The following is an 11873-nucleotide window of genomic DNA, read 5'->3' on the forward strand; positions in this document are numbered from 1 at the left end:
GCCATGGCGCCGGAAGGCGGTGGACAACCCGCTATTCCATCGTGACCTTCAGCCCCGGCGAGCCGCCGAACTTGCTGATGCCGGCGGCACCGGCTGCGGTACGCTGCACGACGCGGTAGGCGATATAGCGCAGCGGCGGCGGCAGGAAATCCTCCTTCTGCGCGTCGACCACCTGCCACTGGCCATCCAGCCACAGCTCGCACCAGTTGTGGTAGTCCACCGAGCGCGCCAGGCCATCGCGTTCCAGCACATAGCCGCCCATCGCCCGTGCCGGGATGCCGCAGGCACGGGCCAGCGCGGTCACGAGGTAGGCGTATTCGGTGCAGTCGCCGCGTCGCTGGCGCAGCGCATACGCGGCGCCCTGGTCCTCGGCGACAAAGCCGGCATAGACAAGATTGCCACGCACCCAGTGGTAGATCGCCCGCGCCGTATCGGGCGGCGCAGCCTGGCGCAGGGTCTGCGCCAGTTCGCGCAGCGGCGCGGCATCCGCTTCGATATAGGGTTCAGGGCCCAGATACCCGGCAGGGTCGTCCAGGACAGTCTGCTGCTGCTCACCCAGCACCGCCTGCACCCGCACCAGCTTCTTGTCGAACGGCGCCAGCTCGCGGATCGGCACCTCGACCAGGGTGTTGCCCCTTGCATCGTCGTGCAGCCGGTGCGGTGCATCGATATGCAGCTCCAGCCGCGTCTGGCCGGCGGCGCGGCGCATCGGCACATAGAACCAGGCCGTGGCCTCGCGCAGCGGCGCCGCGGCGGGGTTGCCAAGCATCAGTTGCTGCCGTACCAACCGTTGGCGCGGCTGCGCCGCGACGGGCAGGGTCCAGCCCAGCGCCAGCGCCGCGCAGCCGGACAGGAACTGCCTGCGCCGCATCGCGTTCAACCACCGCAGCGCGGCTGCTTGGGGCCGCGCTCGCGCGCCTGCCACTGCGCCTGCTGCTGCCGTGCAAAACGCTGGTACTCGGCTGCGCCGCTGTAGTGCAGCACCGGCACCTGCGGCAATGCGCGCTGCAGCGCCTGCCAAGCCGCCCCGTCGAGCGCGGCGTCACCCACCAGCGTGACGGCGGCGAGCGGCACGCCCGGCAGCGCCTTGCGCCGGGCCTTGAGCAAGGCCTGCACCGCATCCGGCGTGGCCTTGGCCAGCGGTACCGCCTGCAACAGCTGTTCGCGCAGGCCGGCGCTGTCCGGCAGCGCGAGGATGGCGTTCTCGCTGAAGCGGCTGGCCTGGTACAGCTCGTCCGGCTGCAGGCGCGCCAGCTCGACTGCGGCCGGCGGATTGCCGGCAACGGCGAATCCCTGCCGCACCCAGTTCAGCAGCCCCCCCTGCAGGACCTCGACCCGTGCAAAGCCGGCCCGCTTCAACTCCCCGCATAGCGCGTACAGCTCCACGTCCTGCCGGCCCGACCCGACCAGCACCAACGGTTTGCCCTTCAGGAACGGACGCGACCTGAGTTCGCTGGCCGACAGCTGCACCGCGCCGGGAATATGGTAGGCAGCAAACTGGTCGGCACGCCGCAGATCGATCAGCATGGCCGCGGCCCCGCGCTGCTGCACCGCCAGGGCGCCAGCGGCGCAGGCAAAGTCGGGCACCGGCTCGGGCGCGAGCGGCGGCGGCGCATCGTTGCCCGACGCGTCCTGCTGCTTGCATTGCGACCCCTGGCGCGGCAAGGCACGCACCGATTCGGGCAATTCCAGTGCGCCGGCGCCGGCGGCAAGGGCGAAGGTGAGCACGCCGATCCATGTATGCATCTACTGCAGACCTCCCGGTTGCTGTGTCGGTATGGGTGTCAACGGTGTCAGGGCCGGGGCGGTGCCGTTCTGCAGGTCGGCCGCGCGTTGCGGTGGGTCGCAGAACAGCCAGTCCCGGTAACGTCCGGCCTTTGCAAAACCGACTTCGTCGGGCTCGAAGCCCTCTTCCTTGACCGGTGCCGCCTCGCTGAGCGAGTGCACGCACACGATGCGCCCCTGCTCGCGCCGCACGCCCCATTCGGCCTTGCCGGTGATCGGGTCCCGATACAGCGCGCGCAGATGACGGCGCACCACCTGCGAGCGTGGATCGGCAAGCAGGTCCGCCAGCTCGCCCGGATACTCCCCACGGCCGCCGACCACCGCGCCCCGATGGTAGCTGCGCAGCGCGGCGCGGAACTGTCCGCCGATGAAGCGCAGCTCCTCCTCGCGCTCGCGCCGTACCTGGGTGGCATCCACCTCCACCGCCAGCAATGCACCCAGCGCCAGCAGCAGCAGCGCGAACAGCAGGAACAGATAGGCGAAGCCGTCGCACCGGGATCGCATAGCGGGTGCCGGACCAGACGGTATCACCATGCGCCGAACGCCGTGCCGTCCTGCGCGGTGCCCGAGGCGCCGCTGTGTACCTGCGCCACACCGCCCGGCTCGCCGTCCTGCGGCGGCGCCACCACCCAGGTCTCGGCCGAGTCGGTCAACGGATCGACCGGCACCGCGTGCAGGTAGCGCGCGCTCACCAGTTCGGCAAGGTCGTTCGGATAGCGCCCTTTGTCGGCGTGGAAGCGGTCGATGCTGCGCCGCAGGACCAGCAGGTTTTCCTTGAGCACGCCTTCCTTGGCATGGTCAAGCGACTGGAAGTAGCGCGGCAGGGCGATGGTGGTCAGCATGGCCACGATGGCAAGCACCACCAGGAGTTCGATCAATGTGAACGCACGCAGACGGGTCAGCCGCTTCATCTCACCACTCCCGGTAGGGCACACCGTTGAGCCCGGCCTTGTCCGACTGCGAATACACGTCGTACACGTCCTCGCCCTCGGCGGGTGCGTCGGCGGGCGAGGCATAGCTGCGCCGGCCCCAGCTTTGCGCCGGTGCCAGCGTGGCGTCGCCAAACGGATCGCGTGGCAGGCGGCGCAGGAAATACAGCTTCTGCTTTTGCGGACTACGGATGTCGTCCACGCCGTCCACCAGCTCCTCCAGCGTCTTGGGATAGCCCGATTCGCCGAGTGCCAGCGCGATGCGCCCCTGCTCGGCGGCGCGTTTGTAGGCGTCGATCGCGGTGCGGATCTCGCGCAGTGCCGCGCGCAGCTCGCTCTCCTTGGCCCGCTGCGCCGCCAGCTGCGCCACCGGCGTGGCCACCAGCGCGAGCACCGCCATGATGGCCAGCGTCACCATCAGCTCGATGAAGGTGAAGCCGCGGATGCGCCGCCCGGCCATGGCTCAGTTCCCGACCTTGAGCGTATGGGTCAGCGGCAGCGGCAACGGTTGCGCCGGTGCCGGCTCCGGGCTGACCGAGACCAGGTTGATGCGCGCCTCGCCGGCCTTGAGCGCCTTGAAGGTGAAGCTTGCCAGCGCGCCATTGCCGTTGATGCCGGCGGCGTTGCGCCGCACATTGGAGACGAACACCTTGCCCTGCGCCGGATCGCTGCGCTGGTTGAAGACGGTCTCGCCGCCCTGCTGCTTGAGGAAGTCGCCTTCCTGCACCGAGACGAGCTGTACGGTGGCCGGGTCATAGCCGATCAGCAGCGGCACACCCTGCAGCGGCCCGTTGCTGCTGACCTGCAGGCTGATGCTGAACTGCTCGCCGACGCGCACCGCGGCCGGCCCCGCCCACGAGAAGCCAAGCCCGCCCGCCTGTGCCGTGCCGATCGCTGCGGGTGCAGCTGCGGGTGCAGCCGACGCCGGCTGTGGCGACACCTGGGTGCTGGTGGCCGGGGCCGTCGTGCCCTTGGCCGGCGCCTCGCCCTTGCCCTCGGCCGGCACCGGCACCAGGCGCAGCGGCTTGGCGCCCACCGCGGTCTCGGTGCCCGAATCGAACTCGGTATTGATGAGATCGGGCCGGCGCACGCTGCGGATGATGCGTGGCGTGATCGCCAGCATGATCTCGCTGCGCTTGGCATCGTCCTTCTGGCTGCCAAACAACCGCCCCAGCAGCGGGAACTCGCCCAGCCCCGGTACGCGGTTGCCGGTACTGCGGTCCTCGTCGTTGATCAGCCCGGCCAGCACCTGGGTCTCGCCGTCCTTCAGCCGCAGTACCGTGGACGCGTTGCGCGTGCCGATCTGATAGGCGATCGACTTGGCCGAGCCGATCACCTCGCGGATGATGTTGGAGACCTCCAGGTTGATGCGGATGGCCACGTCCTCGTCCAGATAGATGTTGGGCTCCACTTCCAGCTTCAGCCCCACGTCCAGGTAGCTGACCGACTCGGAGGCGAAGCCGGAGGTGCCGTTCTGGCTGGTGGTGAACACCGGCACCCGGTCGCCGATCATGATCTTGGCCTTTTCCTTGTTGCGCACGCGGATGCGCGGATTGGCGAGGATATTGCTGTCCTGGTCCTCCTTGCGCGCATTGAGCGTGGTGTTGCCCACCGAGGCGGCGATCCGGTTGCGGCTCAGGTTGAGCAGGTCGTTCAGCGTCAGCGAGGCGCCCTGCGACACCAGCGGCGCCAGTGTCAGCTGCTCCGGCCAGCGGATGCCCAGCTCCATCAGCCGCGAGCGCTGCACCTCCAGCACCTCCACTTCCAGCATCACCTCCGGATCGGCCACATCCTGCAGTGCGATCAGCCGCTCGGCCATGCGGATCACCTCGGGTGTGTCGCGGACGATGACGATCCCGAGGCGCTCGTCGAGCACCATGTCCTTGACCTTGAGGATGGTCTTGAGCGTGTTGGCGACCGCCTTCACGTCGGCGTTGGCGATGAAGAACGAGCGTACCGAGAGCGACTGGTAGTCCTTGGCCTTCTGCGGCGTATTCGGATAGATCAGGATGGCGTCGGGCCCCAGCACCTTCTGTTCGAGCTGGTTGGTCACCAGCATCAGCCGCACCGCATCCTCGATCGAGGTGTTTTTCGCCAGCACGGTCACCTTCAGATCGGGCCGGATCTCCTTGTCGAAGAAGAAATTCAGCCCCGACACCTTGGAGATCACGTCGAACACCGACTTGAACGGCGCATCGCGGAACTCCAGCGTGATCGGCTTCTTGAACTTGGCTGCCAGCGCATCGGCAGCATCGGCCGGCCTGACGGCGACGGCGAGCCGCTCCTTGAGCAGCAGCGCTTCCCGCTGCTGCGGGTTCTCGGCGAGCACGACACGCAGTTTCTCGGCCGCCTGCTCCAGCGCCACCGCATCACCGGCCCCGAGCAGCGCTTCGATCCCGGCCAGTGCCTGGCGATGCTTGCGTTCCTGGTACAGCGCCGCCAGCCCCTGCGTGGCCATGGCATTCTCAGGATCGAGCACCAGTACCTGGCGATAGCCTTTCTCCGCTTCGCCGATGTCGCCGGCGCGACGCGCCTCGTCGGCCCGGCGCAGCGCCTGGCCGACCAGCAGGTTGCGCTGCGTCATCAGTGCGATGCGGTATTCGGCGTTGCCCGGCTCAAGCCGCGTGGCTTCCTCCAGCTTGGAGAGCGACTCCTGCTGCCGCCCGGCTGCGGCCAGGGCCTTGGCCTCGCGGAACGCCTGGTGTCCGGCGCAGCCGGTCAGGACCAGCAGCGCGCACAGCAGCGCGACGCGGCGCGCGAACAGGCCCGGTGCACGGTGGATCAAGCGCTTCAATTTTGTTCTCCGACTGCCAGGGTCTGATCGATGTCCAGCGGCAGATAGTTGAAATTCAGGACGCCTTGCTCGAACGAGACAAGCCGGTAGGTCTCATCGATCACATCGCCGACGGTGGCCACCACGTTGCGCTCCCCGTACTGCAGGAAGAACGACTGCCGCTCGCCATCGACATAGCGTCCCAGGAGCCGGAACGGCAGCGGCGGTGCCTGCGGTGGCGCGGGCGGCGGCAGCAGCGTGGCCGGCGCCGGGGTGGGCTCCCAGCCGGCGCTGCGGAACGGGTTGCCGCCATCCAGCCGGCCGCGCGGCTGCAGCACCGCCAGCGCTTTCCCGGGTGGCGTGGCGGCGGCGGGTGCCGCCGGCGCAACATTCCGGCGGACGACCGCCAGCGCCGGCGCTTCGTCGGTGCGGCCGCTCCACCAGGTCAGCGCGGTGGCGCCGGCAAGGGCGATCAGCAGCAGTGCCAGCCGCTGCCGCGCGGTCATGGCGCCGGCTCCTGCACCGGATCGGGCCGCAGCAGCAGCGACAGCTGCAACTCGGCCGTGAGCGCCTCGGTCTCGATGCGCTCGCGCTTCAGATCGATCGATTCCACCGCCAGCGTCGGCATGCGTTGCAGGACATCGCCGACGAAGCCCGCAATCTGCTCGTAGCGCCCTGCCACCGGCAGCTGCAACCGATAGCGCAGCACGCCGGCCCGCTCGTCGCGCAGCAGCTGGTATTGGCCGGCCGCCAGCTGCAGCCGTTGCCGCCCGGCCGCCTTGAACACCTGGTCAAGCAGCAGTGGCAGCGCGCGCTGTTGCGGCAACGCGGCGTAGAAGGCCGGCAGATCATCCACCGGCGTGGCGGGCGCCGTGAGCGGCATCCGAGCCGCGGGGGCGGCGGTCTTCAGAGCCGCCGTGACCGACCGGGCCTGCCGTCGCGCCTCAGCTGCCTGCAGCAGCAACGCCAGACCCACGCCCAGCAGCAGCACGCCGGCCACCCCGGCCGGTCCCAGCCCCAGCCCCAGCCGGCAGCGCAGCCAGGCCCAGCGCAACCACAGCGCCATCATTGCCATAGCGCCTCCAGTTCGAATTCGAATTGCGGTGTCGCGGCGTCGGTGACGAGTGCGTGCTTGGACAATTGCACCTGCCGCAGGCGCGGATGGGCCAGCAAGCGGGCATAGTAGGCGGTCATTGCCTCCGTATCGCGCCCGGAGGCGGCGATACGGATCTGCGCACCCGCACCGCTTTGCCGGATCTGGATATCGCGCAGCGCCACGCGGCTGTCCGGCGCGGGTGTCAGCGCAGCCATCAACGCGGGGTACGGCAGATTGAGCTGCGCGACCAACCGGTTCACGGCCGCGACCTGTTGACGCAGCTGCGTACGCTGCAGCTCGGTCAGTTGCGGGCCGGGCACGGCGGCACGCGGCGCGGCGGCTGCGAGCGCCGCCTGTGCCGCCGCCGCTTCGGTCTGCGCCTGCCACAGTCCGAACCCGGCCGCCAGCACGGCCAGCGCGCCGGCGCCGAGCAGCACGCGCCCCGGCAGCGCGCCGCGCTTGGCAGCGGCGAACTCCGGCCAACCGGTGCCGGCCGGGCCATCCAGCAGCGATGCCGTTCCGGGCCAGCGCAGCGGCTGCCCCGGCAGCGGCGGCAACGGGCCGCTGTGGACCAGTGGCAATACATGCAGCGGCATTGCCGGCAACCCGCGTACCTGGACGCGGTGCCACAGCAGCGAGAGCGCTTCGGCCCAATCGTCATGCCAAGCCTGCGCGAACACCTGGCGCAAGCTGCCGCCTTCGGCCACGAACAGGGTCAGCGCGCCGGGCTCGACGACAGCGCAGCCGTAGCGCGCCTCGGACACCTGGCCACGCACGCGGCGCCAGGCATCCACCGCCAGCACGCGCACGCCCTGCAACTGCTTGCCATGGCGGGCGGCGCCGTCGGCCAGCAGATCGAACAGTGCGCGGTCCAGGCACGCGGCGCCGGCCGGCTGGCCAAAGGCGATGGGCGCGACGCGGCACAGTGCCGCCGCCGCGCGCGCCTCGCCCAAGAGATCGAGGAGCCGCAGCCGGCATTGCACCTGTGCGCCGTGTGCATCCAGCAGCGCGCGGCTCCAAGGCAGGCTGAACCATTGCAACAGGTTGGCGGCCAGCAGCACGCGCACGCGACGCGCACGCAGGCCCTGCCAGATCGGCGCCAGCAGCGCCGGCAAGGCGTCCACTGCCGCCGGCGCCGGCAATCGCAGGCCGGCGGGCAGGTCGAGCGCCTCGTCGGCACCGGCCCCCGCATCGCGCCAGCGCACGCCATCGGCGTGCAGATAGATCCGCGCCTCAGCCGACGACACGCATCACCTCCTGCAACGTGGTCTCGCCGCGCGCCACCCATTCGAGCGCCTGCAGCCGCAGCGGCCGCATCCCGGCCTGCTGCGCCTCTTCCTTGAGACGGGCCACCGGCGCCTTGGACGCGATCAGTTCACGCAGCACATCGTTCATCACCATCACCTCGACCACCGCGCGCCGGCCCTTGTAACCGGTGCCGCGGCATTGCCCGCAGCCCTGGCCGGCACGCAGCCGCCAGCCGCGCAGGTCCAGCCCGCTCAGACCGAGCAGATGCGCCTGCTCGGCATCCGGCGGGATGTCGGCCGCGCAGTGCGGGCAGTTGGTACGCAGCAGCCGCTGCGCGACAATGCCGTTCAGCGCGGCGGCAAAGCTGTAGGGGTCCACCCCCATATGCATGAAGCGGCCCAGCACGTCGAACACGTTGTTGGCGTGCACCGAGGTGAACACCAGGTGGCCGGTGAGCGCTGCCTGCACCGCGATCTGCGCGGTCTCCTCGTCGCGGATCTCGCCGACCATGATCTTGTCCGGGTCATGCCGCAGGATGGAGCGCAGCCCCTTGGCGAAGGTGAGGCCCTTCTTCTCGTTGACCGGGATCTGCAGCACGCGCGGCAGCCGGTATTCGACCGGGTCTTCGATGGTGATGATCTTGTCCTGCCCGGTGTGCACCTCGGTAAGCGTGGCGTAGAGGGTGGTGGTCTTGCCGCTGCCGGTGGGGCCGGTCACCAGCAGCATGCCGTTGGGCTTGCCGGCCAGGCGCCGCATCTGGGCGATCGAGGCCTCATCCAGCCCCAGGCTGTCCAGCCGCAGCGCCTGCGCTGCCTCGGTCAGCGACTGCCGGTCCAGCAGACGCAGTACCGCGTCCTCGCCGAAGATGTTGGGCATCACCGATACCCGGAAATCGACTTCACGTCCCTTGACCCGTACCTTGAAGCGGCCGTCCTGCGGGATGCGCCGCTCGGCGATGTCCAGATCCGCCATCACCTTGACCCGCGACACCACCTGCTCGGCCATCTCCTGGCCGTTGACCTGGCCGATCTCGACGATCACGCCGTCGATGCGGTACTTGATGTAGAGGCAGCCGGCATCGCATTCGAGGTGGATGTCGCTCGCCTGCAGCTTGAGCGCGTCGTACAGCGTGGAGTTGACCAGCCGCACCACCGGGCTGTCGTCGTCGTTGATGCGGGCGAGCGTGATGTCCTCGACGTGTTCGCCGCCGCCGCCGGCGCCGGCCTGTCCGTCGGTCAGCCCGTGCATCGCGCGCAGTTGCTCTTCCTGCCGCGCCAGGAACGCGGTGATGTCGTCGCGATGCGCCAACGCGCAGCCAAAGGGCTGCAGCACGCGCGCGGCGATCCAGGCCTCCAGCTCGGCATCGAACGGGTCAGCCACGATCAGCCACAGCCGGTGCTCGTCATCGGCGGCGCAGATGAGGCCGCGCTGGGCACACTCGGCGTACGAGAGCAGCTCGAAACGCGGCGTCAGTCCCAGCAAGGCGGACATGGGCCGCACCGGATAGCGGAACAGCTCGCCCAGCGCCGCGACAAAGCCCTCGGGCGGCAGGCCACTCGCCTCTTCCAGCACGGTCAGCAGCGGGCGTGCCTGCGCAAGTGCCGCGGCCCGCGCCTCGGCGATCGCGGCCGGCTGCAATACGGTCGATCCGCTCATTGCAGTCCCCCGGCCAGGTCGAGGATGGGCACATACAGCAGCACCACCACCGTGCCGATCACCAGGCCGATCAGCGCCATCAGCACCGGTTCGAGCAGGCGCGAGAGCCAGTCGAGCCAGCGCGCGAAATCATCATCGTAGAAGCGGGCCACGCGTTCGAGCATGTCGGCGAGCCGTCCGGCGCGCTCGCCCACCTTGATCAGCGATTCGTCGATCGGCCCGGCCAGCGCATGCGCCAGCAGCACATCGGAGAACGCCTTGCCGGATTCCAGCTCGCGCCGCGCGCGCGCCAGGCGCGCCTGCTGCGGCATCGAGAGCAGCCCGGCCAGCATCGAAAGGGCCTTGGGCAATGGGATGCCTGCCTGCAGCAGCAGGCTGCAGGCGCGGTAGAAGCGCGCCATCCGGAATTCGTCGCTCTTGCGCGCCAGCCACGGCAGCGCGAAGAAGCGCTCGGCCAGGCGCCGCCGTGCACCGGGATGCGCCAACCCCCAGCCCAGCGCACCCGCGCCGGCCACGGCGCCCAGTGCCACCTGCCAGCCATGGCTGTTGAGGAAACGGCCAAAGCCGAGCAGCGCCGCCGACAGCAACGAGATGTCACGCCCCGCGGCGTCGTACACCGCGCTGAAGCGCGGTACCACGTAGCCGAGCAGGAACAGCGCGATGAAGCCGCCGACCAGCACCAGCATCACCGGGTAGATCGCAGCGGCCACCAGCTTCTTGCGGATGGCGTCGAACTGCAGCTGGTAGCCGATGTAGCGTGCCAGCACTTCCTGCAGGTTGCCGGTACGCTCGGCTGCACGCACGGTGGCCACATAGAGTTCGGGAAAGTGTTCGGGATGGCGCGCGAGCACATCGGAGAAGTTGCCGCCCTGCTGCAGGCCGCGTACCACCGCATCGAGCAAGGTACGGGCGGTGGCGGCGCGCTCCTTGCGCTGCAATGTGGTCAGCGCCTCGGTCAGATTCAGGCCCGCCTCCAGCAGCGCCAGCAGTTCCTGGCTGAACAGCAGCAGCGAAAAGCGCCCGCCGGCACGCCGCCGCGGCGCGTCAGGCCGGGCAATGCCGACGACGGTGACGCCGAGCGCCGCCGCCTTGCGCAGCGCCTCGGCTTCGCTGCCGGCGTCGACCGCGATGGTCTCTTCCCTGCCCGCCTGCGTCAGCACGCGCAACGCATAGCTCACCGCAACCACCCCGCACGCCCCAACCCCAGAAGGCGCCCGCCCGCCGCGGCACCCACCCCTGCCCACTGTTTCACAACCACTCCCTGAGTTTTTTTCTTGCCCTGTTCCGCGACCGCGATCTTAGCGCAGCAGACAGCATTGCAGCGACGCCTTCGGGCGGCTCGGGCGGGTTTGTCGCGCCTGCGCCGTCATGTGCCGGCCGGCTGCGGCCCGCCGCGGCAGGCTCACCGCATCCGATACCGTTGCCATATCGGGGCAAACGGGAGCGATGGTATCGCCGTTGCCAGCCACCGCCCTGCGCCATTGCCTTACGGATATCCGGTATGGATAGGCCCATCCCCGGCCGGCGCAGTGCGGACAGCGGCTGTACCGCGCACAGCAACGCCGATCGCACATCGATGCCGGCGCCGGAAAAGGCACCGCCGCAGCGGCCCCACACTACAGCGCAGCCACGAGCTGACTGCGCCCCGACCTGCCGGCCGGTACATCACGATGCGCCTGGCGAGCCCACTCATGTACCCCACCTTTTGCATGCCCATCAATCATCAGCGGCCCTGGCCGGCGCGTTGCGCAGGCTGGCGTTTTACCTGTTATTCGCAAACCGCCCGTACCGCTCATTCAATACCGACACCTCAAGACCGCGGCCCGTAGCAACCGCCAACGACAGAAACGGCTTTGCAATCGCGAAGCCGTTGATCTTCTTTGCGCAATTGGCATTGCAGACACAGCGCAATGTGCTCCTGCGGATCCGCGCCTTGCTGAAAGAAGGCAGCGCATGCACCTGCTTGAGCGAATAGATGCCAAGCTTTTTCAGGTATCGCTCGTCGGGTTTCACGCCAAAACAGTCTTCGATGTACCCCTGTTCAGGATCACCCAGATCCAGCGTGAACCATGGATGCGGCAGCGCAAGACGCCTGTTGCCAGCCAGCAGCACCCTGGCCTGGGTGACCGGGCTGACCGCGACGACGACCCGCATCGCCTCGTCGCTGACACGCTCGAACGCTTCAAGCAGTGCCGGTCCGATCACTTCGCCGGGCGCGACGCCGTCGGTGCGCAGCAGCAGGATCGACCTGGGAGTGACCAGCGAGGCGACGCCCGCATCCAACGGACGGTCCCCCAGCCAGACCGGGTCGTCGTCCAGCCTGCCTGTCATCAGGTACAGGCCGGTTTCCCGCAGGTATTTCTTGTGCTGCACGGGCAGATCGGAC

Annotated in this window: 12 protein-coding genes; all 12 read right to left on the reverse strand. The window is 69.2% G+C overall.

The genetic code is table 11. The features are described 5' to 3' along the window. Nucleotides 1-31: 31 nt before the first annotated feature. The 12 genes from N8I74_RS18155 to N8I74_RS18210 all read right to left on the reverse strand — a co-directional run bounded on the left by N8I74_RS18155 (nucleotide 32) and on the right by N8I74_RS18210 (nucleotide 11860). Complete coding sequence (locus N8I74_RS18155; RefSeq protein ID WP_263124612.1) at nucleotides 32-871, reverse strand: transglutaminase-like domain-containing protein; 840 nt, start codon at nucleotides 869-871, stop codon at nucleotides 32-34. Between the two features lie 5 nt (nucleotides 872-876). Continuing rightward, the gene (locus N8I74_RS18160) at nucleotides 877-1746 is read right to left on the reverse strand and encodes a rhodanese-like domain-containing protein (protein ID WP_263124613.1); all 870 of its coding nucleotides are present in this window, start codon (nucleotides 1744-1746) and stop codon (nucleotides 877-879) included. After that, the gene (locus N8I74_RS18165) at nucleotides 1747-2289 is read right to left on the reverse strand and encodes a hypothetical protein (RefSeq protein ID WP_263124614.1); all 543 of its coding nucleotides are present in this window, start codon (nucleotides 2287-2289) and stop codon (nucleotides 1747-1749) included. A 23-nt stretch (nucleotides 2290-2312) separates the two neighbouring features. Further along, a complete protein-coding gene (locus N8I74_RS18170) occupies nucleotides 2313-2696 on the reverse strand; it encodes a type II secretion system protein (protein ID WP_263124615.1) in 384 nt (127 codons plus the stop codon). Nucleotide 2697: 1 nt separating this feature from the next. Then, nucleotides 2698-3174: a type II secretion system protein gene (locus N8I74_RS18175; RefSeq protein ID WP_263124616.1), complete on the reverse strand. Its 477-nt coding sequence runs from the start codon at nucleotides 3172-3174 to the stop codon at nucleotides 2698-2700. 3 nt (nucleotides 3175-3177) lie between these two features. Then, complete coding sequence (locus tag N8I74_RS18180; protein WP_263124617.1) at nucleotides 3178-5508, reverse strand: secretin N-terminal domain-containing protein; 2331 nt, start codon at nucleotides 5506-5508, stop codon at nucleotides 3178-3180. Beyond that, entirely contained in the window at nucleotides 5505-5993 is a 489-nt protein-coding gene (locus N8I74_RS18185; RefSeq protein ID WP_263124618.1) for a hypothetical protein, read from the reverse strand. Before N8I74_RS18185 ends, N8I74_RS18180 begins: the two co-directional genes overlap by 4 nt. Then, entirely contained in the window at nucleotides 5990-6562 is a 573-nt protein-coding gene (gene pilO / locus N8I74_RS18190; protein ID WP_263124620.1) for a type 4a pilus biogenesis protein PilO, read from the reverse strand. Before pilO ends, N8I74_RS18185 begins: the two co-directional genes overlap by 4 nt. Continuing rightward, nucleotides 6553-7830: a hypothetical protein gene (locus N8I74_RS18195; RefSeq protein ID WP_263124621.1), complete on the reverse strand. Its 1278-nt coding sequence runs from the start codon at nucleotides 7828-7830 to the stop codon at nucleotides 6553-6555. The genes pilO and N8I74_RS18195 overlap by 10 nt, the downstream gene beginning before the upstream one ends. After that, nucleotides 7817-9487 carry a GspE/PulE family protein gene (locus N8I74_RS18200; protein WP_263124622.1) on the reverse strand — a complete coding sequence of 557 codons (1671 nt, stop codon included), beginning with the start codon at nucleotides 9485-9487 and terminating at the stop codon, nucleotides 7817-7819. Before N8I74_RS18200 ends, N8I74_RS18195 begins: the two co-directional genes overlap by 14 nt. After that, nucleotides 9484-10665, reverse strand: a complete 1182-nt coding sequence (locus N8I74_RS18205) for a type II secretion system F family protein (protein WP_263124623.1) — start codon at nucleotides 10663-10665, stop codon at nucleotides 9484-9486. The genes N8I74_RS18200 and N8I74_RS18205 overlap by 4 nt, the downstream gene beginning before the upstream one ends. Before the next feature lie 583 nt (nucleotides 10666-11248). Beyond that, nucleotides 11249-11860: a hypothetical protein gene (locus tag N8I74_RS18210; RefSeq protein ID WP_263124624.1), complete on the reverse strand. Its 612-nt coding sequence runs from the start codon at nucleotides 11858-11860 to the stop codon at nucleotides 11249-11251. Nucleotides 11861-11873 lie beyond the last annotated feature (13 nt).

The organism is Chitiniphilus purpureus (assembly GCF_025642115.1).
GTDB lineage: Bacteria > Pseudomonadota > Gammaproteobacteria > Burkholderiales > Chitinibacteraceae > Chitiniphilus > Chitiniphilus purpureus.

Excerpts from the sequence above, each read along its gene's own strand:
- N8I74_RS18170 (WP_263124615.1), bottom strand. The coding sequence starts at position 2,696 with ATGAAGCGGCTGACCCGTCTGCGTGCGTTCACATTGATCGAACTCCTG.
- N8I74_RS18200 (WP_263124622.1), bottom strand. The coding sequence starts at position 9,487 with ATGAGCGGATCGACCGTATTGCAGCCGGCCGCGATCGCCGAGGCGCGG.
- N8I74_RS18155 (WP_263124612.1), bottom strand. The coding sequence starts at position 871 with ATGCGGCGCAGGCAGTTCCTGTCCGGCTGCGCGGCGCTGGCGCTGGGC.
- N8I74_RS18165 (WP_263124614.1), bottom strand. The coding sequence starts at position 2,289 with ATGCGATCCCGGTGCGACGGCTTCGCCTATCTGTTCCTGCTGTTCGCG.
- N8I74_RS18185 (WP_263124618.1), bottom strand. The coding sequence starts at position 5,993 with ATGACCGCGCGGCAGCGGCTGGCACTGCTGCTGATCGCCCTTGCCGGC.
- N8I74_RS18175 (WP_263124616.1), bottom strand. The coding sequence starts at position 3,174 with ATGGCCGGGCGGCGCATCCGCGGCTTCACCTTCATCGAGCTGATGGTG.
- pilO (WP_263124620.1), bottom strand. The coding sequence starts at position 6,562 with ATGGCAATGATGGCGCTGTGGTTGCGCTGGGCCTGGCTGCGCTGCCGG.
- N8I74_RS18160 (WP_263124613.1), bottom strand. The coding sequence starts at position 1,746 with ATGCATACATGGATCGGCGTGCTCACCTTCGCCCTTGCCGCCGGCGCC.